Source organism: Serratia sp. BNK-10, from assembly GCF_047456065.1.
Taxonomy (GTDB): domain Bacteria; phylum Pseudomonadota; class Gammaproteobacteria; order Enterobacterales; family Enterobacteriaceae; genus Serratia; species Serratia ureilytica.
The window spans coordinates 3,884,588-3,909,739 of record NZ_CP179894.1 but is presented as its reverse complement, the minus strand read 5'-3'; the positions used below and the strand labels follow the sequence as shown (position 1 = coordinate 3,909,739).

Sequence of the window (25,152 nt, the reverse complement as noted above, 5' to 3'; positions counted from 1 at the left end):
TATTGTCGCCATTTGTCGCTATAGGGAAAACATTGCGCAGCTTGCCGCAAGGCTTGCGCATGCGGCTTTACCGCCTTGTTACGGCCCTTAAACTGGCCGCATGAAAAAAAATACGCTCTCGAACATCGATGACCGCCAGCGTGGCATGACACTGATTGAGCTGCTGGCGGCGCTCCTGATCGCCGGCATGCTCACCGGCTGGGGCGTCGGTCAATGGCGCCACCATCAGCAAACGTTGCGTCTGGAACATACTGCCCAGCAGCTGCTGGCGTTTTTACTGCGACTGCAGGCGGACGCCAACTGGCGCAACCGCACGACGCTGCTGTGGTTCAAGAACGGCACGCCCTGGTGCCTGGGCGGCGGTGTGCCGCCGCCGGATTGCGCTTCCGCCGAGGGTTCCGTTTTCTCACCGTCTTACCGCGACGTCGTTTTGAGCGGCTACACCGACAAAGAGATCGGGTTTTACGGCTTGCGCAATACCGCGCAGGCGGGGCACATCCTGCTCAGCAACGAGGCAGGCGGCCTGCGGCTGGTGCTGTCCGCCCGAGGGCGGCTGCGTTTGTGCAGCGAAGGGCTCCGGATAAGGGGGATCGCGCCATGCTGACTGTCGAACGCGGTTTTACCTTGCCGGAGATGATGTTGGCGCTGGTGTTCGGCAGCGTGATCGCGCTCGGCGCCGCGAAAACCTATCCGCTGTTGCGCCAGCAAAACGTGGCCGTCGGCCAGCATTTTCGGCTGGAGTCAACGCTGCGGCAACTGGCGTTCGGTATTGAGAAAGACCTGCGCCGCGCCGGTTTCTGTGCCGGGCAGTGCGCCGGCCGCCCGCTGCTGATCGGCCAGGCGGCGGGCAGCTGCGTTATCGTCGCTTACGACATCACCCGCAGCGGGCAATGGCTCACCTCGGGTGAGGATGCAGGTTATTTCGGTTATCGGCTGCGCAATGGCGGCTTGGAAGGGCAGCGCGGCGTAAGTCAATGCGACGGCGGCGGCTGGGAGCGGCTGCTCGATCATGACGAAGTGCGCATTGAGCGGTTTCATGTGGCGATAGAGCGCGGGGAGCATGGCGGTGCGCTGGGCCGTTTGACTCTGGCGGGGCGCTCTGTCGGCGATGCGCGTATCAGGCGCAGCCTGAGCGGGAGCATCGAAATGGCGGCGTTGCCATGAACCGGCGGAGCCAGCGAGGCGGCAGTACTTTGGCGGCGGTAATGTTGCTGCTGGCGTTGGGGTTGATGTTGCTCAATGCCCAGCACCGGCAATTGGATAACGCGCTGTTACTGGCCGCCGATCAGCAGCGCTACCTCCAGGCTTACAATCAGGCCGCTTCCGCGCTGAGTTGGGGCATGCTCCAGCGTTGGCCGCGCGCCGAGCTGAGTGCGGCGGCCTGGTTATGCAGGCAGCGCGCGGAACTGACGGCCTGCGCCCGGCTGTCTGCCAGAGCGGGCGTCGTGACGGTACGCGGCCTTGGGGAGATGCGCGGCGGTGAGCCGCTTTGGCTGTATCAATGGGGGGCGTTTGACGGTGCGGAATCGGTCGGCAGGGTGCAAGCGCAGCCGGGCGGCCGGCTGGATTTTTGCCCCGAGAAAAGGCCGGCCGACTGTGAGGGTTAACGCTTGCGTAGGGCGGTTATCCCGCAACGGCTTCAGCCTGCCGGAAGTGTTGGTGGCGGCATTGTTGTTCTCGGTGTCGCTGCTGGGCTTGTTACAGTATCATCAGGTGCTGTTGCAGTCGTTCCAGCGCCAGTGGCACTACCGGCAAGCCTGGGTGATGGCGCATCAGCAGTTGGAGGCGTTCGCCGTCACCGGTCGGCTCGATGCCGAACCGCTGCCGGAAGGCTGGCGACGCGAGACGGCGTTCGACGGCGCGGATGCGGATTGCCGCCGATTGACGGTCAGAGTACAAACTCCGCAACGGCAGTGGGCGACGCTGAGCCGCTGGTATTGCACCCGTTTTTGAGCCGGTACGTATCTTGTTTTAAAGGAGCCATCATGTTCACGGTTTATCATTCCAATCAGCTGGATTTATTGAAAACGCTGACCAGCGCGCTGATAGCCAGAGATCCGTTGGCCGATCCTTTTCAACAGGAAGTGGTGCTGGTTCAGAGCCCCGGTATGGCGCAATGGCTGCAAATGCAGCTGGCGGAGCAGTTCGGCATCGCCGCCAATGTCGCGTTTCCGCTGCCGGCGACCTTCATTTGGGACATGTTCACCCGCGTGTTGCCGGATATCCCGAAAGAGAGCGCCTTCAGCAAGGACGCCATGACCTGGAAGCTGATGTGGCTGCTGCCGGAGATGCTGACCCAGCCGGCGTTCGCGCCACTGCAGCACTATCTCACCGATGACGGCGACAAGCGAAAAATCCACCAATTGGCCGGCCGGGTTGCCGACCTTTTCGACCAGTATTTGGTTTATCGCCCGCAGTGGCTGGAGAGCTGGCAGCGCGGCGAACGCATCGACGGTCTGCCCGAGGCTCAGCAGTGGCAGGCGCCGCTCTGGGCGCGGCTGGTGGAGTACACGCGCGAATTGGGGCAGCCGGAATGGCACCGCGCCAATCTGTATAGCCGCTTTATCCACGCGCTGGAGCAGGCAACAACGTGTCCGCCCGGTTTGCCGCCGCGGGTGTTTATCTGCGGCATCTCGGCGTTGCCGCCGGTCTATCTGGAGGCGCTGCAGGCGCTGGGGCGGCATATCGATATCCACCTGATGTTCACCAACCCTTGTCGTTATTACTGGGGCGACATTCAGGATTACGCTTTCCTGGCCCGCTTGCAGAGCCGCAAGCGCCGTCACTATCATCAGGCGCGCGAGCAAGGGCTGTTTCGCGAACCGGCTGACGCGGCGCGTCTGTTTGATGCTGAAGGGCAGCAGCAGCTCAGTAACCCGCTGCTGGCCTCCTGGGGCAAGCTCGGGCGCGATCACCTCTATTTGCTGTCGCAGATGGAAGGGGCGCAAGAGGTCGACGCCTTTGTCGATATCCCGGCGGATACCATGCTGCACGCCGTTCAACGCGATATGCTGGAGCTGGAAGATCACGCGGTGATCGGCATCACGGCGGAAACGCTGGAAAGCAGTTTCAGCAAGCGCAGGCTCGATCCGCAAGATCGTTCCCTCAGCCTGCACGCCTGCCACAGCCCACAGCGGGAAGTGGAGGTGCTGCACGATCAACTGCTGACCATGCTCGCGCAGGATCCCGCGTTGACGCCGCGCGACATCATCGTGATGGTGGCGGATATCGACAGCTATACGCCTTATATTCAGGCCGTGTTCGGCAATGCTCCCGCCGAGCGCTACCTGCCGTTCGCCATTTCTGACCGTAAAGCGCGACAGGCGCATCCGGCTTTGCAGGCGTTCATCTCCCTGCTCGATCTGCCGCAAAGCCGCTTTACGTCGGAACAGGTGCTGGCGCTGTTGGAAGTGCCGGCCCTGGCCGCCCGTTTCGCCATTGGCGAAGAGGGGCTGCGCCTGTTGCGTCACTGGGTCGGTGAATCCGGCGTGCGCTGGGGGCTGGACGACGATAACGTGCGCGAACTGGATCTGCCCGCCACGGGCCAGCACACCTGGCGATTCGGCATTACGCGCATGCTGCTCGGTTATGCGATGGACAGCAACGCCGGCGATTGGCAGGGCATTTTGCCTTACGACGAGTCGAGCGGGTTGGTCGCCGAACTGGCGGGGCAGTTGGCGGATCTGCTGGCCCAATTGAGCCATTGGCGGCAAGTCTTGAGCGAAGCGCGCTCGCTCGAGGCATGGCTACCGCTGTGCCGACAGCTGCTGGATGCCTTCTTCGAAGCGGATAGCGATACCGAAGTGGTGCTGGCATTGATCGAGCAGCAGTGGCAGCAGGCTATCAATTTTGGCCTGGCGGCGCGCTATCCGGATGACGTGCCCTTGACGATTCTGCGCGACGATTTGGCGGCGCGCCTCGATCAGGAGCGCATCAGCCAGCGCTTCCTCGCCGGGCAAATCAACTTCTGTACGCTGATGCCGATGCGCTCGATTCCGTTCAAGGTGGTGTGCCTGTTGGGCATGAACGACGGCGTGTATCCGCGCACGTTGCCGCCATTGGGGTTTGATCTGATGGCGCAGCAGGTCAAGCGCGGCGACCGCAGCCGGCGCGATGACGACCGCTATCTGTTCCTGGAGGCGATTCTGTCCGCGCAACAACGGCTGTATATCAGCTTCATTGGCCGTTCCATTCAGGACAACAGCCCGCGCTATCCTTCGGTGCTGGTTACCGAGCTGCTGGAGTATCTGGAGCAAAGCTATTGCCTGCCGGGAGACGAGGCGCGCACCGCAGACGACAGCGCCCGGCGAGTGGGCGAGCATTTGCTGAAGTGGCATGCGCGCATGCCGTTCGCCGCCGAGAATTTCTTGCCGGGCTCGGAAGCGCAAAGCTATGCCGCCGAGTGGCTGCCCGCCGCCGACGGGCGCGGGGCGGCGCACCCGGCCTTCAACCAGCCGCTGCCCGCCGAAACGCTGCAGCAAATAGCGTTGGATGAGCTGCTGCGGTTTTACCGCCATCCTATTCGCGCCTTCTTCCAGCTGCGGCTGGGTGTCAGTTTTATCCTGGAAGAGACCGAGCTGCCGGACGAAGAGCCCTTCACGCTGGATAACCTCAGCCGCTACCAGTTCAATAGCCAACTGCTGAATACCCTGATCGACGGCGACGATCCCGAGCGGCTATTCCAACGGGTGCGCGCCGCCGGGGGGTTGCCCTATGGCGCCTTCGGCGAGATCTATTGGCAAAAGCAGCAGGAAGAGATGAGCGAACTGGCCGAGCAGGTGCGTGCGGAACGCGCGCAGAGCCACAGCCTGGAGCTGGATATCGATATCGCCGGCGTACGTCTCAGCGGCTGGCTGCATCAGGTGCAGGATGACGGCCTGTTGCGCTGGCGGCCCGCTACGTTGTCGGCGGTGGACGGCATATTGCTGTGGCTGGAGCACCTGGTGTACTGCTGCGCCGGCGGCACCGGCGAGAGCCGCATGTACGGTCGCAAGAACTCCGCCTGGCGCTTTGCCGCGCTTGCGCCTGAAGAGGCGCAGGCGCAGCTGGCGGAACTGCTGGCGGGCTATCAGCGCGGTCTGTGTCAGCCGCTGCTGTTGCTGAACAAGAGCGGCTGGGCGTGGCTGAGTCAGTGCTATCAGCCGGAAACGCAGCAAATCGACTGGGAAGAAGAAGCGCAAACAAAGGCTCGCGCCAAATTGCTGCAGGCTTGGCAGGGCGATCAGCGCATTCCCGGAGAAGGGGAAGATCCCTATGTTCAGCGAGTGTTCCGCCAATTGGACAATGACTACCTGGCGCAAATACTGGCCGAAACAGAGCGTTATCTGCTGCCGGTGGCGCGTCATAACCTGGGGTAACAATCCCCCGGTGGTGCTGTGCGGCGGGAGGTGGTAAAAATAACGAAGGTTATATTCAACCATTGGGGTAATTCCCGGTCTTACATAACGTACAGGCATATACCCGCCGCGTTTTGGGGCGCCACATTGGCGAAGAACCCGGCGAGTACAGATTTGGTTATGTGGTTTTGATGTACGTCGCCAGCGTCAGGGAGTGGGCGTGGCGATGTCAGAATAGGGGTTTATTTTGGATATGCGCAGACAGTTGGCCCGCATCACCGGGCTGGTATTATTGGCTATGTGTTGGGCGCCGTTGAGCTGGGCCGCACAAGGATGGCAACCGCTGGCGGAGAAGATCAACAAGAGTGAGCACGATCCGCGTCAGTACGAGGCGATCAAGTTGGCTAACGGCATGACGGTGCTGCTGGTGTCCGATGTCCAGGCGCCGAAATCGCTGGCGGCGCTGGCATTGCCGGTCGGGTCGCTCGAAGATCCGAACAGCCAACTGGGCTTGGCGCACTATCTGGAACATATGGTGCTGATGGGCTCCAAACGTTATCCCGAGCCGGAAAACCTGTCCGAATTCCTGAAAAAGCACGGCGGCAGCCACAACGCCAGCACGGCTTCTTATCGCACCGCCTTCTATCTGGAAGTGGAGAATGACGCGCTGGAGCCGGCGGTCGATCGCATGGCCGACGCCATTGCGGAGCCGCTGCTGGATCCGGGCAATGCCGATCGCGAGCGCAACGCGGTGAATGCAGAATTGACGATGGCGCGTTCGCGCGACGGCATGCGTATGGCGCAGGTCGGTGCGGAAACCCTCAACCCGGCGCACCCGAGCGCGCGCTTCTCCGGCGGTAATCTGGACACGCTGAAAGACAAGCCGGGCAGCAAGTTGCACGATGAGCTGACGGGGTTCTATAAGCGCTACTACTCCGCCAATCTGATGATGGGGGTGCTGTACGGCAATCAGCCGCTGCCGCAGCTGGCTGACATTGCCGCAAAAACCTTTGGCCGCGTGCCGAATCATGACGCCAGCGTGCCGCCGATCACCGTACCGGCCGTCACGCCGGAGCAGCAGGGCATCATCATTCACTATGTGCCGGCGCAGCCGCGCAAGCAGCTGAAGGTTGAGTTCCGCATTGATAACAACAGCGCCGCGTTTCGCAGCAAAACCGATACCTACATCGGTTACCTGATCGGCAACCGCAGTAAAAATACCCTGTCCGACTGGTTGCAGAAGCAGGGATTGGCGGACGCCATCAATGCCGGCGCCGATCCGATGGTGGATCGCAACGGCGGCGTCTTCGCCATCAGCGTCTCGCTGACTGACAAAGGCTTGGCCCAGCGCGACCAAGTCGTCGCCGCCATTTTCAACTACCTGAAAATGCTGCGCAGCGAAGGTATCAAGCAGAGTTACTTCGACGAAATATCGCATGTTCTGAACCTGGACTTCCGCTATCCGTCGATCACGCGCGACATGGACTACATCGAATGGCTGGTGGACACTATGCTGCGCGTGCCGGTTGAGCATGCGCTGGACGCGCCTTACCTGGCCGATCGCTATGATCCTAAGGCGATCGCTGAACGTCTGGACGCCATGACGCCGCAAAATGCGCGCATCTGGTTCGTCAGCCCCGATGAGCCGCACAACAAGACGGCCTATTTCGTCAATGCGCCTTACCAGGTCGACAAAATCACGCCACAGCGCTTTACGCAGTGGCAGCAGTTGGGCAGCGGCATTTCCCTGTCATTGCCGGCGCTCAACCCGTATATTCCGGATGATTTCACCCTGACCAAACCGTCGCATGAATTCAAAAAGCCGGAAATGGTGGTGGATAAGCCCGGCCTGCGCGTGCTGTATATGCCGAGCCGTTACTTCGCCGATGAGCCGAAGGCCGACGTCACCGTCGCTTTCCGCAACGCCAAGACCATGGATTCCGCGCGCAACCAGGTGCTGTTCTCGCTGACGGATTATCTGGCCGGCCTGGCGCTGGATCAGCTGAGCTATCAGGCGTCGGTCGGCGGGTTGAGTTTCTCGACGTCGCCGAACAACGGCCTGATGTTTAACGCCAACGGCTTTACCCAGCGCTTGCCGCAGTTGCTGACGGCGCTGATCGAGGGCTATTCCAGCTTCACGCCGACGGAAGATCAGCTGGCGCAGGCCAAGTCCTGGTACCTGGAGCAGTTGGACGCCGCCGAGAAGGGCAAGGCGTTTGAACTGGCCATTCAGCCGGTGCAGATGGTTTCCCGCGTGCCGTATTCCGAACGCAGCGAGCGCCGCGAAGTGCTGAAAACGCTGACGCTGAAAGACGTGCTGGCGTATCGCGACAGCCTGCTGGCCGAGGCCACGCCGGAGCTGCTGGTGGTGGGCAACATGAGCAAGCAACAGGTCGATACGCTGGCGTCGACGCTGAAGCACCGTCTGGGCTGTACCGGTATTGAGTGGTGGCACGGCGAAGACGTGGTGGTGGACAAGAACCAACTGGCCAACCTGCAACAGGTAGGCAGCAGCACCGACTCGGCGCTGGCGGCGGTCTACGTACCGACCGGTTACGACGAAGTGACCGGCATGGCCTATAGCTCGCTGTTGGGGCAGATTATTCAGCCGTGGTTCTACAGCCAGCTGCGCACTCAGGAACAATTGGGGTATGCGGTCTTTGCCTTCCCGATGTCGGTGGGCCGCCAGTGGGGCGTAGGCTTCCTGTTGCAGAGCAACAGCAAACAGCCGGCCTACCTGTACCAGCGCTATCAGGATTTCTATCCGAAAACCGAGAAACGCCTGCGTGAAATGAGCGAGGCCGATTTTGAGCAGTACAAACAGGCGCTGATCAACGAACTCAAACAGCGGCCGCAAACCCTCAGCGAGGAGGCCAGCCGGTTCGCCAATGATTTCGATCGCGGCAACTTCACCTTTGATACCCGCCAGAAGCTGATCGCGCAGGTGCAACAGCTGACTCCGACCAAACTGGCGGATTATTTCCACCAGGCGGTGATCCAGCCGCAGGGGCTGGCGGTGTTGTCGCAGGTCAGCGGCAGCGGGCAGGACAAAGCGGATTACGCGGCGCCTAAGGATTGGGTCACCTATCCGAACGCGTCGGCATTGCAGCAGATCCTGCCGCGCAAAGTGGCGACGCCATGACGGAAGTCGCCCCGCAGAGGCTAGAACCGCTGACGCTGCCGCTGTTTGGCGAACGCCTGATCGAGGCGTCGGCGGGCACGGGCAAAACTTTTACCATCGGCGCGCTGTACCTGCGCTTGTTGCTGGGGTTGGGGGGAGGCGGCGTTTCCCCGCCCGTTGACGGTCGAAGAAATCCTGGTGGTGACCTTTACCGAGGCCGCCACCGAGGAGCTGCGCGGGCGTATCCGTGACAATATCCACGGGCTGCGCATCGCCTGCGTGCGCGGCATCAGCGCTAACCCGCTGTTTTCGGCGCTGATGGAAGAAATTGACGATTTGTCTGACGCCGCTGCGCAGCTGCTGGCGGCGGAGCGGCAGATGGACGAAGCGGCGATTTACACTATCCACGGCTTTTGCCAACGGATGTTGACGCACAACGCCTTCGAGTCCGGCATGCTGTTTGAACAAACGCTGGTACAGGACGAACTGCCGCTGCGGCGGCAGGCCTGCGCCGATTTCTGGCGCCGTCATTGCTATCCGTTGCCGCTGGGCGTGGCGCGTGCGATCAGCCAGGAGTGGAGCGGCCCGGAAGCGTTGCTGGCCGACCTTTCCGGTTATCTGCACGGTGAAGCGCCGGCGCTGCGGCGGCCGCCGAAGGACGAAGAAACCGTTCTGATGCGCCACGAGCAGATTGTCGCGCGCATCGACGCCATCAAGGCGCAATGGCGGGCGGCGGCGGGCGATCTTGAGGCGTTAATCGCCCAGTCCGGCGTCGATAAGCGCAGCTACAGCAGCAAACACCTGCCGAACTGGTTGAACAAGGTCGGCCAATGGAGCGGGCAGGAGACCCAGGATTACCAACTGCCGAAGGAGCTGGACAAGTTTCGCCAGTCGGTGCTGCTGGAGAAGACCAAGAAGGGCGAGCCGCCGCGTCATGCGCTGTTCACGGCGATAGACGAACTGTTCGATGAACCCTTGACGTTGCGCGACCTGATCATGGCGCGCGCGCTCAGCGAGATCCGCACCTCCATTCAGCAGGAAAAGCGCCAGCGCGCCGAGCTGGGGTTTGACGACCTGCTCAGCCGTTTGGACAGCGCCCTGCAAAGCGGCGGCGGCGAACAGTTGGCGCAGGCGATCCGCCAGCGCTATCCGGTGGCGATGATCGATGAATTCCAGGATACCGATCCGCAGCAATACCGTATTTTCCAAAAACTTTACGTCGGCCGGCCTGATTGCGGCCTGCTGCTGATCGGCGATCCCAAGCAGGCGATTTACGCCTTTCGCGGCGCCGACATCTTCACCTACATGCGCGCGCGTTCAGAGGTGAGCGCCCACTATACGCTGGAGACCAACTGGCGCTCGTCGCCGTCGATGGTCGCCAGCGTCAATCACCTGTTTTCTCAGGTAGAAAAACCTTTCCTGTTCGGCCAAATTCCCTTTATTGAGGTTAACGCGGCGGAAAAGAACCAAGGGCTGGCGTTTGAATTGCATGGCAAGCCGCAGCCGGCGATGCAGTTCTGGCTGCAGCAGGGGGAAGGCGCGGGTGTAAGTGATTACCAACAGCTAATGGCGCGCCTGTGCGCCACGCAAATTCGCGACTGGCTCAGCGCCGGGCAGCAGGGCCTGGCGCGGCTGCAGAGCGGCAAGGCGTCACGGCCGGTGCAAGCCTCTGATATCACGGTGCTGGTGCGCAGCCGCAACGAGGCGGCGTTGGTGCGCGATGCGCTCAGCGCGCTGTCTATTCCGTCGGTCTACCTGTCCAACCGCGACAGCGTGTTTGACACCCCGGAGGCCAAAGACCTGCTGTGGTTGCTGCAGGCGGTGTTGGCGCCGGAGCAGGAGCGCACGCTGCGCAGCGCCATGGCCACCGGGCTGATGGGGCTGGACGCGCCGACGCTGGACGGCCTGAGCCGCGATGAGCGCGCCTGGGACGCGCTGGTTAATGAATTCGACAATTACCGCACGCTCTGGCTGCGCCGCGGCGTGTTGCCGATGCTGAGCGAGGTGATGAAAGCGCGCCAATTGGCGGAGAACCTGCTGGCCAGCGCCGGCGGCGAGCGTCGCTTGACCGACGTGCTGCATCTGGGGGAGCTGTTGCAAGAAGCGGCGGCGCAGCTCGACAGCGAGCATGCGCTGGTGCGCTGGCTGGCGCAGCAGATCGCTCAGCCTAATCGCCAGTCCGACAATCAGCAACTGCGGCTGGAGAGCGACCGGCATCTGGTGCAGGTGATCACGATCCACAAGTCCAAGGGGCTGGAGTTCGATCTGGTGTGGCTGCCGTTCGTCGGCAACTTCCGCCAGCAGCAGCAGGCGCTGTATCACGATCGCCACAGTTTCCAGGCGCTGCTGGACCTCGACGCCAATGAAGAGAGCCAGGCCTGGGCGGAGGAGGAGCGGTTGGCGGAGGATCTGCGTCTGCTGTATGTGGCGCTGACCCGCTCGGTGTACCACTGCAGTATCGGCATTGCGCCGCTGTTCCAGGGCACGCGCAAGAAACAGGGTGATACCGACCTGCACCGCAGCGCATTGGGCTATCTGGTGCAGGGCGGGCAGCCCGGCGACGCCGTGTATCTGCAGGAGCGGCTGCAGCAATTGGTGGGCGGCGGTATCGCGCTGTCGCTGGTTGAACCGCCGGATGCAGAACCCTGGCAACCCCAGGCGTCGCTGGCCGAAGCGTTGGCGGCGAAAAGCTTTACCCGGCGGATCCAGGATTTTTGGCGGGTGACCAGCTATACCGGTTTGCAACAGCACGGCGCGAGCCTGATGCAGGATCTGCTGCCGCGTCTGGATGTCGACGCGGCCGGTGAGCGCGGGGAAGAAAGTGAGCCAGCGCTTACACCGCATACCTTCCCGCGCGGCGCAACGCCCGGCACCTTCCTGCACAGCCTGTTTGAAACGCTGGACTTCACCCAGCCGCTCGACGAACAGTGGCTGCTGGAACAGCTGCAGCAGCAAGGGTTTGCCGAACACTGGCAACCGATACTGCTGGCGTGGATGCAGGTGCTGCTCAATACGCCGCTCGATGACAGCGGCGTGACGTTGGCGGCGCTGACGCCGCAGCATAAGCAGGCAGAGCTGCAGTTCTATTTACCGATTAACCGGCTGTTGCAGGCGAAGGAGCTCGATGCTCTGGTGAAGCGTTACGATCCGCTTTCCGCCCGCTGCCCGGCGCTGGATTTCCATCAGGTGCAGGGCATGCTGAAAGGCTTTATCGACCTGGTGTTCTGCTGGCAAGGCAAATACTACCTGCTGGACTACAAGTCCAACTGGCTGGGGGAGGACAGCAGCGCCTATACCCGGCCGGCGATGGAGCAGGCGATGGCGGAGCATCGTTATGATCTGCAATACCAGCTGTATACGCTGGCGTTGCATCGTTATTTGCGCCATCGGTTGCCGGATTATGATTACCGGCGCCATTTCGGCGGGGTGATTTATCTGTTCCTGCGCGGCGTGGATGCGGCGCACCCGGGCAACGGCATTTTCACCTGTCTCCCCGCGTTTGAACTGGTGGCGGGAATGGATAGCTTGTTCAGCGGCGAAGCTGCGGCGACGGAGGAAAAATCATGATCGCACTGCTGGAGCAGGCGGTGGCGCTTGGCGCGCTGCGCCCGCTGGACGTGCAGTTCGCCCGCGTGGTGGCGAGCGAAGACGAGCCTGATATTTTACTGGCCGCCGCCTGTCTGAGCGCAGAGGCGGGGGCGGGGCATGTTTGCCTGATGCTGGAGCAACTGCAGGCGGACACGCTGTTTGAAGGGCGCCAACCGGCGCTGGCGCTGGCGCTGTGGGAGGCGGCCGGGCGACCGGATAGCGCACGTTGGCAGCAGCGCCTGGCGAGCAGCGCGGCGGTTGGGGACGGCAGCGGCGCTACGCCGCTGGTGCTGCGTGGGCAGCGCTTATATCTGCAACGCATGTGGCAAAACGAAGGTGAAGTGGCGGCGTTTATCGGCGGTGAAGGTGAATCGCTGACGGTGCCGGAGGAGGCGTTGCGCGCCATTCTCGACCGCTTGTTCGGCGCGGCGAGCGATGAACCCGACTGGCAGAAGATCGCCGCCGCGGTAGCTGCCACGCGGCGCATCGCGGTGATTTCCGGTGGACCGGGCACCGGTAAAACCACCACCGTCGCTAAACTGCTGGCGGCGCTGGTGCAGCTGGATGAAAGCGCGCGCTTGCGGATTCAACTGGCGGCGCCAACCGGCAAGGCGGCGGCGCGCCTGACGGAGTCGCTTGGCAGCGCCAGCCGTCAGCTGGCGTTGACCCCGGCGCAGCAGGCGTTGTTCCCGACGGAGGCGGCGACGTTGCACCGTTTGTTGGGGGCGCAACCCAACAGTCAGCGCATGCGCTATCACCGCGGCAACCGGCTGCATTTGGATGTGTTAGTGGTGGATGAGGCCTCGATGGTCGATCTGCCGATGATGGCGCGCCTGATTGCGGCGTTGCCCGATCGGGCCCGGGTGATTTTCCTCGGCGACCGCGATCAGCTGGCTTCGGTAGAGGCCGGCGCGGTGCTGGGGGATATTTGCCGTTTTGCCGAGCAGGGATACAGCGAGGCGCGCGCCGCAGAGCTGAGCCGCCTGACCGGTTGTTCGATCGCTGGGCAGCGGGCCGACGCGCAAGCGGCGGTGCGCGACAGCCTGTGCCTGTTGCGTAAGAGCTATCGCTTCGACGCCCGTTCCGGCATCGGTCAACTGGCGTTGGCGGTCAACGCCGGTGCGGGGGATCGCGCGCTGGCGGCATTAAACGGCCGTTTCGGCGATGTCGCGGGCTATGCGCTGGCGACGAGCGAAGAGTATCAGGCGCTGCTGGACGCGTGCGTGGCGGGCTATCGCGACTATCTGCGGCTGACTGCCGAAGGCGCGGATGCGGCGGCGGTGCTGGCCGCCTTTAGCCGCTTCCAGGTGCTGTGCGCGCTGCGTGAAGGGCCGTTCGGCGTCGCCGGCCTGAATGAACGTATTGAACTCGGGCTGCAGCGCGCCGGTCTGATCGACCGCAAACCTGGCGTGCTCGGCCGCTGGTATCGGGGGCGGCCGGTGATGATCGGCCGCAACGACAGCGCGCTGGGGTTATTCAATGGGGATATCGGCATTACTCTGCCGGATGAGCGCGGCGAGCTGCGCGTGCATTTCCAACTGCCGGACGGCAGCATCAAGTCGGTGCAGCCGAGCCGTTTGCCGGCGCATGAAACCGCTTACGCCATGACGGTGCACAAGTCCCAGGGATCGGAGTTTGAGCATACGGTTCTGGTGTTGCCGAACCATTTCCTGCCGGTGCTGACGCGTGAACTGGTCTATACCGCGATCACCCGTGCGCGTCAGCAGCTCTCGCTGTACGCCACGGACGCGGTGCTGCTACGGGCCATTCGCACGCCGACCCAGCGTCGCAGCGGATTGGCTGAACGGCTGCAGACGACGGAATAAGCGATGAAGGGGCGCGGTAGCGGCCGCGCCCACAGGGATTACAGATCCGCCAGCAGAATTTTGGAGCGGCGTTGGTAGTTGTACAACGCCTGTTTCTGCATCGGTAGTACGTCGACCTCCGCCGGGGTGAAACCACGCTCCTGAAACCAGTGGATGCTGCGGGTGGTCAGCACGAACAGCTTCTTCAATCCCATCTGCCGCGCCTGATTTTCCACCCGCTGCAGCAACATCTCGCCGCGCGAAGAGCTGCGGTAATCGGGATGTACCGCCACGCAGGCCATCTCGCCGATTTTTTCCTCCGGGAACGGGTAAAGCGCCGCGCAGGCGATGGTCAGGTTATCGCGTTCGATAATGGTGAACTTGTCGATCTCCATCTCCAACTGTTCACGCGAACGGCGCACCAGAATACCCTGCTGTTCGAGCGGCCGGATGAGCTCCAGAATACCGCCGATGTCGTTGATCGTCGCCCGGCGCACCTGTTCGGCGCTCTCCATCACGATTTGGGTGCCGATGCCGTCGCGTGAGAACAGTTCTTGCACCAGCGCGCCGTCCTCCTGATAGCTGATCAGGTGGCTGCGGCGCACGCCGCTGCGGCAGCCTTTCACCGCGCCGCGCAGGAAGCGCACGGTGCCGGAATGGTAATCACCGCCTTCCTCCAGCTCTTCAAGACGCTTTTGCGCGTCGTTGGGAAACAGCTCGGAAAGGATGTTGCCTTCCGCGTCGGTCACGCCCTGCGAGGAGCAGAAACCGATCATTTTTTCCGCTTTCAGTTTGATCGCCAGCTGAGTCGCGACTTCCTCCGAAGTCAGGTTGAAGCTCTCGCCGGTTACCGAGACGGCGACCGGGCCGATCAGCACGATGGCGTTGCTGTCGAGCTGACGATGGATCGCTTCTTCATCGATGCGGCGAATGCGGCCGCTGTGGCAGTAGTCGATGCCGTCATCGACGCCCAGTGGCTGCGCGATGATGAAGTTGCCGCTGACCACGTTAATGTGCGCGCCCTGCAGCGGCGTGTTGTTGAGGCTCATCGACAGCCGGGCGGTGATGTCCAACTGCAATAAACCGGCCGCCTGCTTGACTAACTCAAGCGTATGGGCGTCGGTCACGCGCGTATGCTTGTGGTAGATCGGTTCATAGTTGTGCTGCGCCAGATTGGCGTCGATCTGCGGCCGTGCGCCGTAAACCACCACCAGGCGAATGCCCAGGCTATGCAGCAGCCCGATATCATTGACGATGTTGGAAAAATTCTCGTGTTCGATGGCTTCCCCACCGAGCATGATGACAAACGTCTTGCCGCGGTGGGCGTTGATATAGGGGACGGAGTGACGGAATCCTTGCACCAGCTCTGTACTACGTTCCTTCACGGGCAAACCTCTTTGCATATTTATACGATATTTTTGTATTTTTATTCTTTTATTGCGCCAATGGCAAGTGGGAAATCGTCATGAAGAGCGAGCTAAGGGCGCTAAATCGTTAATAAATTGAAAAACCATAAAAAGATTTTCTGATGACAGGGCTGGAATGATTGGTTAAAGTTTTCGGCATTCCCAAGTCATTGGTGTTTTTTTCATCTGTTGTAAACAGTTATTACTGCCGGAGCCGCATGCCAAACGCTAATCACAATCTGGGCCGCCGTCGTTTATTACAGGGCGTTGCCGCCAGCTGGTTGCTGAGTGTGAGTCGCACGGGCTTCGCCGCGTCATCGCACGTGATTGCCGTGCGCGTCTGGCCGTCCTCCACTTATACCCGCGTCACGCTGGAATCCAACGTCGAACTGAAATACAAGCAGTTCGCCCTGACCAATCCCGATCGCGTGGTGGTGGATATCGAAGGCGTGCATCTCAACAGCGTGCTGAAGGGCATCGCCGGGCAGGTGCGCGCCGACGATCCTTATCTCAAGCAGGCGCGCGTCGGCCAGTTCGATCAGAATACCGTGCGGCTGGTGCTGGAGCTCAAGCAAAGCGTCAGCCCGCACATGTTCTCGCTGGCGCCGGTGCCGGAGTATCGCAACCGTCTGGTGATGGATCTCTACCCGACCAAAGGCGGCAGCGGCGGCGAGGAGTATGATCCGCTACTGGCGTTACTGGAAGATTACAACAAAGGCGACCTGGAGCGCACGCTGCCGCCCGAAGCGCCGCAGGCCGGCAAGGCGGGGCGCGATCGGCCGATCGTCATCATGCTGGATCCTGGCCACGGGGGCGAAGATCCCGGTGCGATCGGCAAGTATAAGACGCGCGAGAAAGACATCGTGCTGCAGATTGCCCGCAAGCTGAGCGCCATGATCAAGCGCGAGCCGAACATGAAGGTGTTCATGACGCGCAATGAAGACGTGTTTATCCCGCTCAAGGTGCGCGTCGCCAAGGCGCGCAAGCAACGCGCCGATTTGTTCGTTTCGATTCACGCCGACGCCTTCACCAGCCGCGCCGCGCGCGGGTCATCGGTGTTCGCGTTGTCCACCAAAGGCGCCACCAGCTCGGCGGCCAAGTTCCTGGCGCAGACGCAGAACGCTTCGGACCAAATCGGCGGCGTCAGCAAGAGCGGCGATCGCTATCTCGACCACACCATGTTCGATTTGATCCAGACCGCAACCATCAACGATAGCCTGAAGTTCGGCAAGGAAGTGTTGAACCGGATGGGTAAAATCAACCGGTTGCACAAGAATCGCGTCGATCAGGCCGGTTTTGCGGTGTTGAAGGCGCCGGATATCCCGTCGATCCTGGTGGAAACGGCGTTTATCAGCAATATTGAAGAGGAGCGCAAGCTGCGCACCAGCCATTTCCAGCAGCAGGTGGCGGAGTCGATTCTGGCGGGCATCAAGGCTTATTTCGCCAACGGCGGCGCGTTAGCGAGCCGATAGCGGCAGGGCCGGGCGCAAGTCCGGCTGTTTTTGCGGATTGCAGATACAAAAAAACACCCGTCAGGGTGCTTATCTGTTGTCATCAAGAGTTGGTTGCGGGGGCCGGATTTGAACCGACGACCTTCGGGTTATGAGCCCGACGAGCTACCAGGCTGCTCCACCCCGCGTCCGTCTTGATGCGGTATTACGACGAAACCACCGTTCATGTTATGCCGCTGGTACGGCATTCGGTTGGTTGCGGGGGCCGGATTTGAACCGACGACCTTCGGGTTATGAGCCCGACGAGCTACCAGGCTGCTCCACCCCGCGTCCGTGTAATACTTTGTTATCGAACCCAAACGCAAAATACCGCCACTGCGGCATCGGTTGGTTGCGGGGGCCGGATTTGAACCGACGACCTTCGGGTTATGAGCCCGACGAGCTACCAGGCTGCTCCACCCCGCGTCCGATGGATGCGCACTATACTCTCCATGCGTTTTGTTGCAAACCCTTTTTGCATTTTATTGGCCTAAACCCGTTTTTCTGCTGAATTTGCCCGCAATTTGCCTTCTTTTTCATCACCATCCTCCGTGCGGCTTTTTTTATTTGCAGCGATTCCTTTATCAATGAGCGTTTGTTATCGTTCAGCCGGTAGATCATATCAGTTTGAGAGTGTGTGCGATGAAAGGACGTTGGGGCAAATACCTGCTGGGCGGGTTGATGGTGGCGGTATTGGCGGGCTGTTCGTCCAAGCCGACCGATCGGGGTCAGCAATATAAGGACGGCCGTCTGGATCAATCGCTGGAGCTGGTCAATCAGCCCAACGCCAAAGGTTCGCCGGTCAACGCAAAGGATTATTCGGATCAGCTGATGGAGATCAAGTACGCGTCGCCTTCGCTGTTTAACCGCAACAACAGTACCTATCAGGCGGTGCAAAACTGGATGGCGTCCGGCGCCGACACGCGCATGCTGAGCCAGTACGGCCTCAGCGCTTACCAGATGGAAGGCGTCGACAATTATGGCAACGTGCAGTTTACCGGCTACTACACGCCGGTGGTGCAGGCGCGCTATACCCAACAGGGCGAGTTCCGTTATCCGCTGTACCGCATGCCGCCGAAGGGCAGGGGCCGCTTGCCGGATCGCGCGGGCATTTATTCCGGCGCGCTCGACGATCGCTATATCATCGCTTACACCAACTCGCTGATGGACAACTTCATGATGGAAGTCCAGGGCAGCGGCTACGTCGACTACGGCAACGGTCAGCCGCTGGTGTTCTTCGGCTACGGCGGCAAGAACGGCCACGCCTACCGCAGCATCGGCAAAGTGCTGATCGATCGCGGCGAAGTGGCCAAGGCGGACATGTCGATGCAGGCGATCCGTCAGTGGGCGGATACCCACAGCGCCGCAGAGGTGCGCGAGCTGCTGGAGCAGAACCCGTCGTTCGTGTTCTTCCGCCCGGAAGCTTTTGCGCCGGTGAAAGGCGCCAGCGCGGTGCCGCTGATCGCCAAAGCGTCGGTGGCCTCCGACCGTTCGCTGATCCCGGCAGGCACCACGCTGCTGGCCGAAGTGCCGCTGCTGGACAATAAGGGTAAATTCACGGGAAAATACGAGATGCGTCTGATGGTCGCGCTCGACGTGGGCGGCGCCATCAAGGGCCAGCATTTTGACATGTATCAGGGCATCGGGCCGGAAGCCGGCCACTCGGCGGGGTACTACAACCACTATGGCCGCGTCTGGGTGCTGAAGAACAACGGCGGCGGCCAGCTGTTCAGCGCCAATCAGTCAAACGGCGGCGGTTCGTTGCTGGTCACCCGCTAAACGCGCACGGCGTGAAAAGATTGACCCGCAAGGGCCGGATTTTCCGGCCCTTATCATTTGCATTACGAAGGTAATTAAAGCGTTATGAGCACAGCTTATTCGGAAGCCTATCTGCAGCGTTTCGGCGGCACGGCGCGGTTATACGGCCAGCAGGCGCTGGCGGTGTTCGCGCAGGCGCACGTCTGCGTGATCGGCATCGGCGGCGTGGGTTCCTGGGCGGCTGAGGCGCTGGCGCGCACCGGCATCGGCGCCATCACTCTGATCGACATGGATGATGTTTGCGTCACCAATACCAACCGTCAGATCCACGCGCTGCGTCAGCACGTCGGGCAATCGAAAACCGAGGTAATGGCGGAGCGTATCTTGGCGATTAACCCGGAATGCCGGGTGACCTGCATTGACGATTTCATCACCCCGGACAACGTCGCCGAGCTGCTGGACCATAACTTCAGCTACGTCATCGACGCGATCGACAGCGTGCGGCCGAAAGCGGCGCTGCTGTCATACTGCCGCCGCTTCAAGATCCCGGTGGTGACCACCGGCGGCGCCGGCGGGCAGATGGATCCGACCAAAATCGAAGTGGCCGATCTGGCGAAAACCATTCAGGATCCGCTGGCCGCTAAGCTGCGCGAGCGGCTGAAGCACGATTTTAACGTGGTGAAAAACGGCAAGGGCAAGCTGGGCATCGACTGCGTCTTTTCCAGCGAGCCGCTGGTTTATCCGCAGCCGGACGGTTCGGTATGCGCTTCGCGCAGCACGGCGGAAGGGCCGAAAAGAATGGATTGCAGCGCAGGTTTCGGCGCGGCGACCATGGTCACCGCCACCTTTGGCTTCGTCGCCGTGTCGCACGCGCTGAAAAAGATGGTGGCGAAGGCGGCGCGTCAGGCGTAACGGGCGGCGATCGCCTGCACGGCGGCGGCCAACGCCGCCAGCCCGCTGGCGCGAGTGGCGCTCAGCTGAGCGCGCAGCGCCAGGCGGTCGAACAGCGCCAGCGGATCCAATTCGGCGATCTGCTGCGGCGTTTTGCCTTCCACTTCGGTCAGCAGCACCGCCAACAGGCCACGCACGATGCGGCCTTCGCTGTCGCCATAAAAGTGCAGCGTGCCGTCTTCCAGCAACTGGTGCCCCAGCCAGACGCGGTTTTCACACCCGCTCAACGCCATTTCTTCACTGCGCAAGGCCTCCGGCAGCGGCGGCAGCCGTTTTGCGAGCATAATCAGTTGGCGGTAGCGGTCTTCCCACTGTTTCAGCGCGCTGAAGGTGGCGATCAACGCTTCGGCGGTGATCTCTCGGCCAAAAGGATGGGGGGCGAGCATAGCGTCTCCGGGAATCAAGTCAGTCGGCCAGCAGGTCGAGGGCGTGGGTCAACGCGCTGACCAGCGTATCGACGTCCTGTTGAGTATTGTAGGGGGCGAACGACGCGCGCAACGTGCCGCTGACGCCTAACGCTGCCATCAGCGGCTGCGCGCAGTGCTGGCCGGCGCGCAGCGCAATGCCTTGCTCCGCCAGCAGCGTGACGATGTCGCTGTGGTGTACGCCGGCGATATCGAACGCCAGCAGGCTGGAACCGGAACTGCGGAAGCTGCGAAAGCCCGGCAGCTGCGCCAACCGCTGTTCCGCCCGGTCAGCCAGCTCGCGACTGTAGCGCTCCGCCGCCGCCATGTCCTGTTCGCGAAGCCAAGTGAGCGCGGCGGCCAACCCCAGCACGCCGGCGATGTTTGGCGTGCCGGCCTCGAAGCAGTGCGGCGGTTTTTGCGGGATAAAACCGTCGAACGACGCCTGGGTCAACATCTTTCCCCCTCCTTGCCACGGCGCCATCTGCGCCAGCAGCTCGGATTTGCCGTACAGCGCGCCGATGCCGGTCGGGCCATACAGTTTGTGGCCGGAGAAGGCGTAGAAATCGATATCGAGCCGCTGTACGTCGGCTGGGTCGTGAACCACGCCCTGTGCGCCGTCGATCATCACGCGCGCGCCGGCGGCATGGGCCAGCGCGATCGCCGGCGCCAGATCCGGGCAGCCGCCGGTGACGTTGGACATTTGCCCCAGCGCCAACAGGCGGGTTCTATCGTTGAGCAGGGCGGGGAGCTGCGCCAGGTCCGGCAGCCGGTCGGCGCCGATAGGCAGTTTCACTACCCGGGCGCCGGTTTGATCCGCCACCATCAGCCAGGGGATCAGGTTGGCGTGGTGTTCCGCTTCGCTCACCAGAATTTCATCCCCCGGCTGCAGACGCGGACGCAGATAACTCTGCGCCACCAGGTTGATCGCCTCGGTGGTGCCGCGCGTCCAGACGATATCGTCGGCCGATGGCGCATGGATCAGTTGCGCGACCTGGCCGCGCGCCTGCTCGAAACGAGCGGTCAGATCCTGCGCCGCCCGATGCTGGCTGCGGTGCACGGTGGCGGCGTCGTCGCGATAAAACTGCTGCGTGGCGTCGATCACCGCCTGCGGTTTCAACGCGGTGGCGGCGCTGTCCAGATAGATGCCGTCCTGCGCGAGCGCGGGAAACTGTTGGCGAAAAAGGCTGGGGTTAAAAGGCGTCATACCCTGATTGTCACTGGCTTGAGTCGATGGGTGATCCTGTCCTATTTTGCCGCCGGAGACAAGCGTTCGCGCCGATTAGGACTTATCGCCTGGCAAAATTGGGAAAGTTTGTTATGCTATTAAACGTGCGCTTATTAATCGCATCTATACACATAAAAGGTATTTATCAGCATTTAAAACTACAAAGGAGTCCTCAATGAAGAAAACAGCCGCAGTTCTCTCTGCCCTGATGCTTACGTTCACCCTGGCCGCCTGTTCCAGCAACTACGTGATGCATACCAATGACGGACGCACCATTGTCGCTGACGGCAAGCCTAAAGTGGATAACGATACCGGCATGATCAGCTATAAAGACGCCAACGGCGTCGAACAGCAGATCAACCGCGCCGATGTGAAAGAGATGGTTGAAAGCAACCAGTAACCGTCAGGCAAAAAAAAAGCACCGCAAGTTTTGCGGTGCTGCATAAAATCACTATGGACAGACAGGGTAAATGTACAGGAAGTGAAAAAACAGTAGCCTAGCTACCATGTCCGGAATCGCCGGACAATTTGCAAACACAACATCACAACCACAAGCCAAAAGTTCATCGGCGTCCTCGACACCCACTCCCTTTTCGTTCCGGCCCGGGAAGTGCCGCCACTATAGGTATTTGCTGGCGCATCCTCAACGGACAAATTATAATGGCTCGGATTAAAAAAACTAATGGCAATGCGCCGTTAGCGTTTGTCCATGGCTTGCCACACAAAGCCGCTCGATTTTCGGCGCCGAATCATTCGGATTAATGTTACACAAAAGTAGCTAATTTAATGTCTAAACGCTTACCTCCCCTCAATGCGCTGCGCGTGTTCGATGCGGCCGCTCGCCACCTGAGTTTCACCAAGGCGGCGGAAGAGCTGTTCGTGACTCAGGCCGCGGTGAGCCACCAGATCAAGTCGCTGGAGGACTTCCTCGGGCTGAAGCTGTTTCGCCGGCGCAATCGCTCGCTGCTGCTGACCGAAGAGGGGCAAAGTTACTACCTTGATATCAAGGAGATCTTCTCTTCGATCAACGAGGCGACGCGCAAGCTGCAGGCGCGCAGCGCCAAGGGGGCATTGACCGTCAGTTTGCCGCCGAGCTTCGCCATTCAGTGGCTGGTGCCGCGTCTGTCCGGCTTTAACTCAGCTTATCCGGGCATCGACGTGCGCATCCAGGCGGTGGACCGTGAAGAGGACAAGCTGGCGGACGACGTCGACGTGGCGATTTTCTATGGCCGCGGCAATTGGCCGGGGCTGCGTGCCGAGCGCCTGTATGCGGAATATTTGCTGCCGGTTTGTTCGCCGAGCCTGCTGACCGGCGATCATCCGCTGAAAACTGCAGACGATCTGGCTTATCATACGCTGCTGCATGACGTTTCACGCCGCGACTGGCTGGCCTATACGCGCCAGCTGGGGTTGCAGCACATCAACGTGCAGCAGGGGCCAATCTTCAGCCACAGCGCCATGGTGGTGCAGGCGGCGGTGCACGGTCAGGGCGTGGCGCTGGTGAACAACGTGATGGCGCAAACCGAGATTGAAGCCGGTCGTCTGGTGTGCCCGTTCAATGATGTGTTGGTCAGTAAAAATGCTTTTTATCTGGTATGTCATGACAGCCAGGCAGAACTGGGTAAAATAGCCGCCTTCCGGCAGTGGATCCTGGCGCGCGCCGCCAGCGAACAAGAGAAGTTCCGCTTCCGCTACGAACAATAAGGCCGGCCGCCGCCTTGCCGCGGTCGGTGATTTTTAATGGGATAGATCACGATGAGCAGCCGTTCCATGCTGGTTTTCGCCGCTATCAGCGGCTTTGTGTTTGTCGCGCTGGGCGCATTCGGCGCGCATGTGTTAAGCGGCACGCTGGGCGCCAACGAAATGGCCTGGATCCGCACCGGGCTGGAGTATCAGGGGTTCCACACCCTGGCCATCCTGGCGCTGGCGGTCGCGATGCAGCGCCGCGTGAGCCTGTGGTTTTACTGGAGCGGAGCGCTGTTGGCGTTCGGCACCGTGTTGTTCAGCGGCAGCCTCTATTGTCTGGCGCTGTCGCACCTGAAGGTCTGGGTATATATCACGCCGGTTGGCGGCGTGTGCTTCTTGATCGGCTGGATATTGATGTTGATTGGCGCTTTGCGTCTGAGGAAAAAGGCCGAGCGCCATGAATAAGATTGCGTTGTACTGCCGTCCCGGCTTCGAAAAAGAGTGTGCGGCGGAGATCACCGATAAAGCCGCCCAGCTGGAGATTTACGGCTTTGCGCGGGTAAAAGAGCACAGCGGTTACGTGTTGTTCGAATGCTATCAGCCGGACGATGCCGACCGCCTGGCGCGGGAGATTCCGTTCCGCGAACTGATTTTCGCCCGCCAAATGATCGTGGTGGGTGAGCTGCTGCGCGATCTGCCGCCGGAAGATCGGGTATCGCCGATCGTCGGCATGCTGATCGGCGTGGTCGATCGCGGCGGCGAGCTGCGGGTGGAAGTGCCGGACACCAACGAAAGCAAAGAGCTGATGAAGTTCTGCCGCAAGCTGACGGTGCCGCTGCGCGCCGCGATGCGCGAGCAGAAGGTGCTGATGGCGCGCGAGAACCCGACTCGCCCAGTGGTGCATGTATTTTTCATCGCGCCGGGCTGCTGCTACGTCGGTTATTCCTACAGCAACAACAACTCACCGTTCTATATGGGCATTCCGCGTCTGCGTTTCCCGGCCGATGCGCCGAGCCGTTCGACGCTGAAGCTGGAAGAAGCGTTCCATGTGTTCATCCCCGCGGACGAGTGGGACGAGCGCCTGGCCAGCGGCATGCATGCGGTCGATCTGGGGGCCTGCCCGGGCGGCTGGACCTATCAGCTGGTGAAGCGCAGCATGATGGTGCATTCGGTGGATAATGGCCCGATGGCGCCGAGCCTGATGGAAACCGGCCAGGTAACGCATCACCGCGCCGACGGCTTCAAGTTCGAGCCGAACAGCAGCAAGATCTATTGGTTGGTGTGCGACATGGTGGAGAAACCGGCGAAGGTGACCAGCCTGATGATTCAGTGGCTGGTGAAAGGCTGGTGCCGCGAAGCGATCTTTAACCTCAAACTGCCGATGAAAAAACGCTACGAGGAAGTGTCGCAAAACCTGATGAGCATCCGCGAAGCGCTGGGCGCTGCCGGCATCAGCGTTGAAGTGCATGCCAAGCAGCTGTATCACGACCGCGAAGAGATCACCGTACACGTGCGCCGCATGTGGTCGGCGGTGCCGGGCCGCCGCGACGAGCGCGATTAATCGCGTTAAACCTGATGAAGGGCGCTGCTTGCAGCGCCCTTATTGTATCGGCAGGCGCAGCTGCTGCAGGTTACCGTCTAGCGACAAATCGGTGCGCAGCGTGGCGACGTGTTTGCTGACGTAGGCCAGCTCGCGGTGCTGCTCCAGCTTGCCGCGCCATTTCTCCGGCACCTGCTCCAGGTGCTGATAGATCCCGTCCAGACTGCCCGACTGCTGCAACAGCAGCACGGCGGTTTTCGGCCCGATGCCGGCCACGCCGGGGATCTTGCTGCTGCCGATCCCCGCTAACCCCCAGTAGTCCGGCAGTTGCTGCGGCAGCACGCCGAATTCCTGCTGCACGAAAGGCATATCCAACCAGCGTTTCTGGAAGTAATCGCGGATCTGTACGTTCGGCGCCAGCAGTTGGCAATAGCCTTTGTCGGTGGAGACGATGGTCACCTGGTGGCCGCTGCCGGCGACCTTCGCCGCCAGCGTGGCCGCCAGATCGTCTGCCTCGTTGCCGGGTGAATGCCAGCTGGCGACGCCCAGTTCGGCGAAGGCTTCACGCAGCTGCGGCATCTCCTGTTGCAGGTTTTCCGGCATCGGCGAGCGCCCGGCCTTGTAGTCCGGCAGAATTTGGTGGCGCCAGCTTTCGCTGCGGTCGTCCTCGTCAAATACCGCCACCGCGTGGGTTGGGCGGCTGTGCTGAAGCAACTGCTGCAGCGCGTGGCGGCAGGCGTTGACGCAAGGGGAGCCCTGCACGGCGTGAATGCGGCGGATGAGGTTCAGGGCGTCGACAATCAGTAGGTGTATCATCATGGGCGGTAAGGTCAGAAAAA

The 25,152-nt window shown here is 61.4% G+C and carries 18 protein-coding genes, 3 tRNA genes and 1 pseudogene; 15 read left to right on the top strand and 7 right to left on the bottom strand.

Annotated elements, in window-relative coordinates:
* Nucleotides 1–100: 100 nt before the first annotated feature.
* The 8 genes and pseudogenes from ACMGG9_RS18820 to recD all read left to right on the top strand — a co-directional run bounded on the left by ACMGG9_RS18820 (nucleotide 101) and on the right by recD (nucleotide 13,871).
* Nucleotides 101–604: a prepilin peptidase-dependent protein gene (locus tag ACMGG9_RS18820; RefSeq protein ID WP_042785274.1), complete on the top strand. Its 504-nt coding sequence runs from the start codon at nucleotides 101–103 to the stop codon at nucleotides 602–604.
* Nucleotides 598–1,164 carry a prepilin peptidase-dependent protein gene (locus ACMGG9_RS18815; protein WP_414161624.1) on the top strand — a complete coding sequence of 189 codons (567 nt, stop codon included), beginning with the start codon at nucleotides 598–600 and terminating at the stop codon, nucleotides 1,162–1,164. Before ACMGG9_RS18820 ends, ACMGG9_RS18815 begins: the two co-directional genes overlap by 7 nt.
* On the top strand, nucleotides 1,161–1,607 hold the full coding sequence (locus ACMGG9_RS18810) for a YgdB family protein (RefSeq protein ID WP_015378916.1): 447 nt from the start codon (nucleotides 1,161–1,163) through the stop codon (nucleotides 1,605–1,607). The genes ACMGG9_RS18815 and ACMGG9_RS18810 overlap by 4 nt, the downstream gene beginning before the upstream one ends.
* Nucleotides 1,597–1,953 (top strand): prepilin-type N-terminal cleavage/methylation domain-containing protein, encoded by a 357-nt coding sequence (locus ACMGG9_RS18805; protein ID WP_033644852.1) that lies wholly within the window; start codon nucleotides 1,597–1,599, stop codon nucleotides 1,951–1,953. The genes ACMGG9_RS18810 and ACMGG9_RS18805 overlap by 11 nt, the downstream gene beginning before the upstream one ends.
* A gap of 32 nt (nucleotides 1,954–1,985) precedes the next feature.
* Nucleotides 1,986–5,357, top strand: a complete 3,372-nt coding sequence (gene recC / locus ACMGG9_RS18800; RefSeq protein WP_308383502.1) for an exodeoxyribonuclease V subunit gamma — start codon at nucleotides 1,986–1,988, stop codon at nucleotides 5,355–5,357.
* A gap of 232 nt (nucleotides 5,358–5,589) precedes the next feature.
* Nucleotides 5,590–8,478 (top strand): pitrilysin, encoded by a 2,889-nt coding sequence (ptrA, locus tag ACMGG9_RS18795; RefSeq protein ID WP_042785784.1) that lies wholly within the window; start codon nucleotides 5,590–5,592, stop codon nucleotides 8,476–8,478.
* Nucleotides 8,475–12,024, top strand: a pseudogene (gene recB, locus ACMGG9_RS18790) (exodeoxyribonuclease V subunit beta). Before ptrA ends, recB begins: the two are co-directional and overlap by 4 nt.
* Complete coding sequence (gene recD / locus ACMGG9_RS18785; RefSeq protein WP_047573888.1) at nucleotides 12,021–13,871, top strand: exodeoxyribonuclease V subunit alpha; 1,851 nt, start codon at nucleotides 12,021–12,023, stop codon at nucleotides 13,869–13,871. The pseudogene recB and the gene recD overlap by 4 nt, the downstream one beginning before the upstream one ends.
* Before the next feature lie 38 nt (nucleotides 13,872–13,909).
* Here the strand turns inward: recD and argA are convergent, their stop codons facing one another.
* Nucleotides 13,910–15,235 carry an amino-acid N-acetyltransferase gene (gene argA, locus ACMGG9_RS18780; RefSeq protein ID WP_015378910.1) on the bottom strand — a complete coding sequence of 442 codons (1,326 nt, stop codon included), beginning with the start codon at nucleotides 15,233–15,235 and terminating at the stop codon, nucleotides 13,910–13,912.
* A 239-nt stretch (nucleotides 15,236–15,474) separates the two neighbouring features.
* Between argA and amiC the strand changes: the two genes are divergently transcribed.
* Nucleotides 15,475–16,728 carry an N-acetylmuramoyl-L-alanine amidase AmiC gene (gene amiC / locus ACMGG9_RS18775; protein WP_033644859.1) on the top strand — a complete coding sequence of 418 codons (1,254 nt, stop codon included), beginning with the start codon at nucleotides 15,475–15,477 and terminating at the stop codon, nucleotides 16,726–16,728.
* A gap of 90 nt (nucleotides 16,729–16,818) precedes the next feature.
* Here the strand turns inward: amiC and ACMGG9_RS18770 are convergent.
* The 3 genes from ACMGG9_RS18770 to ACMGG9_RS18760 all read right to left on the bottom strand — a co-directional run bounded on the left by ACMGG9_RS18770 (nucleotide 16,819) and on the right by ACMGG9_RS18760 (nucleotide 17,172).
* Nucleotides 16,819–16,895, bottom strand: a tRNA-Met gene (locus ACMGG9_RS18770).
* 65 nt (nucleotides 16,896–16,960) lie between these two features.
* A tRNA-Met gene (locus tag ACMGG9_RS18765) sits at nucleotides 16,961–17,037 on the bottom strand.
* Nucleotides 17,038–17,095: 58 nt separating this feature from the next.
* Nucleotides 17,096–17,172, bottom strand: a tRNA-Met gene (locus ACMGG9_RS18760).
* Nucleotides 17,173–17,388: 216 nt separating this feature from the next.
* Here ACMGG9_RS18760 and mltA point away from each other — a divergent pair.
* Both mltA and tcdA read left to right on the top strand, forming a co-directional pair.
* The gene (mltA, locus tag ACMGG9_RS18755; protein ID WP_033644860.1) at nucleotides 17,389–18,525 is read left to right on the top strand and encodes a murein transglycosylase A; all 1,137 of its coding nucleotides are present in this window, start codon (nucleotides 17,389–17,391) and stop codon (nucleotides 18,523–18,525) included.
* Nucleotides 18,526–18,609: 84 nt separating this feature from the next.
* Complete coding sequence (gene tcdA / locus ACMGG9_RS18750) at nucleotides 18,610–19,416, top strand: tRNA cyclic N6-threonylcarbamoyladenosine(37) synthase TcdA (protein WP_033652489.1); 807 nt, start codon at nucleotides 18,610–18,612, stop codon at nucleotides 19,414–19,416.
* Here the strand turns inward: tcdA and csdE are convergent.
* Nucleotides 19,407–19,841, bottom strand: a complete 435-nt coding sequence (gene csdE / locus ACMGG9_RS18745) for a cysteine desulfurase sulfur acceptor subunit CsdE (protein ID WP_033652490.1) — start codon at nucleotides 19,839–19,841, stop codon at nucleotides 19,407–19,409. The genes tcdA and csdE overlap by 10 nt on opposite strands.
* A gap of 19 nt (nucleotides 19,842–19,860) precedes the next feature.
* Complete coding sequence (gene csdA / locus ACMGG9_RS18740) at nucleotides 19,861–21,066, bottom strand: cysteine desulfurase CsdA (protein ID WP_042785270.1); 1,206 nt, start codon at nucleotides 21,064–21,066, stop codon at nucleotides 19,861–19,863.
* A 196-nt stretch (nucleotides 21,067–21,262) separates the two neighbouring features.
* Between csdA and ACMGG9_RS18735 the strand changes: the two genes are divergently transcribed.
* From ACMGG9_RS18735 to rlmM, 4 genes are all read left to right on the top strand, one after another.
* Nucleotides 21,263–21,487 (top strand): YgdI/YgdR family lipoprotein, encoded by a 225-nt coding sequence (locus tag ACMGG9_RS18735; RefSeq protein WP_025304050.1) that lies wholly within the window; start codon nucleotides 21,263–21,265, stop codon nucleotides 21,485–21,487.
* 386 nt (nucleotides 21,488–21,873) lie between these two features.
* Nucleotides 21,874–22,791, top strand: coding sequence for a transcriptional regulator GcvA (locus ACMGG9_RS18730; RefSeq protein WP_004931894.1), 918 nt, complete (start codon nucleotides 21,874–21,876; stop codon nucleotides 22,789–22,791).
* A gap of 51 nt (nucleotides 22,792–22,842) precedes the next feature.
* Entirely contained in the window at nucleotides 22,843–23,238 is a 396-nt protein-coding gene (locus tag ACMGG9_RS18725; RefSeq protein WP_004931896.1) for a DUF423 domain-containing protein, read from the top strand.
* Nucleotides 23,231–24,334, top strand: a complete 1,104-nt coding sequence (gene rlmM / locus ACMGG9_RS18720; RefSeq protein WP_019455735.1) for a 23S rRNA (cytidine(2498)-2'-O)-methyltransferase RlmM — start codon at nucleotides 23,231–23,233, stop codon at nucleotides 24,332–24,334. The genes ACMGG9_RS18725 and rlmM overlap by 8 nt, the downstream gene beginning before the upstream one ends.
* A 39-nt stretch (nucleotides 24,335–24,373) precedes the next feature.
* Here rlmM and xni read toward each other — a convergent pair whose 3' ends face one another.
* A complete protein-coding gene (gene xni / locus ACMGG9_RS18715; protein ID WP_147881137.1) occupies nucleotides 24,374–25,132 on the bottom strand; it encodes a flap endonuclease Xni in 759 nt (252 codons plus the stop codon).
* Between the last annotated feature and the right edge of the window lie 20 nt (nucleotides 25,133–25,152).

Bases quoted from the DNA above. Each gene is read 5' to 3' on its own strand.
- rlmM (WP_019455735.1), top strand. From the start codon at position 23,231: ATGAATAAGATTGCGTTGTACTGCCGTCCCGGCTTCGAAAAAGAGTGT.
- ACMGG9_RS18735 (WP_025304050.1), top strand. From the start codon at position 21,263: ATGAAGAAAACAGCCGCAGTTCTCTCTGCCCTGATGCTTACGTTCACC.
- ACMGG9_RS18815 (WP_414161624.1), top strand. From the start codon at position 598: ATGCTGACTGTCGAACGCGGTTTTACCTTGCCGGAGATGATGTTGGCG.
- tcdA (WP_033652489.1), top strand. From the start codon at position 18,610: ATGAGCACAGCTTATTCGGAAGCCTATCTGCAGCGTTTCGGCGGCACG.
- xni (WP_147881137.1), bottom strand. From the start codon at position 25,132: ATGATGATACACCTACTGATTGTCGACGCCCTGAACCTCATCCGCCGC.
- ACMGG9_RS18730 (WP_004931894.1), top strand. From the start codon at position 21,874: ATGTCTAAACGCTTACCTCCCCTCAATGCGCTGCGCGTGTTCGATGCG.
- ACMGG9_RS18725 (WP_004931896.1), top strand. From the start codon at position 22,843: ATGAGCAGCCGTTCCATGCTGGTTTTCGCCGCTATCAGCGGCTTTGTG.
- recD (WP_047573888.1), top strand. From the start codon at position 12,021: ATGATCGCACTGCTGGAGCAGGCGGTGGCGCTTGGCGCGCTGCGCCCG.
- amiC (WP_033644859.1), top strand. From the start codon at position 15,475: ATGCCAAACGCTAATCACAATCTGGGCCGCCGTCGTTTATTACAGGGC.
- ACMGG9_RS18810 (WP_015378916.1), top strand. From the start codon at position 1,161: ATGAACCGGCGGAGCCAGCGAGGCGGCAGTACTTTGGCGGCGGTAATG.
- ACMGG9_RS18820 (WP_042785274.1), top strand. From the start codon at position 101: ATGAAAAAAAATACGCTCTCGAACATCGATGACCGCCAGCGTGGCATG.
- csdE (WP_033652490.1), bottom strand. From the start codon at position 19,841: ATGCTCGCCCCCCATCCTTTTGGCCGAGAGATCACCGCCGAAGCGTTG.
- ptrA (WP_042785784.1), top strand. From the start codon at position 5,590: ATGCGCAGACAGTTGGCCCGCATCACCGGGCTGGTATTATTGGCTATG.
- mltA (WP_033644860.1), top strand. From the start codon at position 17,389: ATGAAAGGACGTTGGGGCAAATACCTGCTGGGCGGGTTGATGGTGGCG.
- recC (WP_308383502.1), top strand. From the start codon at position 1,986: ATGTTCACGGTTTATCATTCCAATCAGCTGGATTTATTGAAAACGCTG.
- csdA (WP_042785270.1), bottom strand. From the start codon at position 21,066: ATGACGCCTTTTAACCCCAGCCTTTTTCGCCAACAGTTTCCCGCGCTC.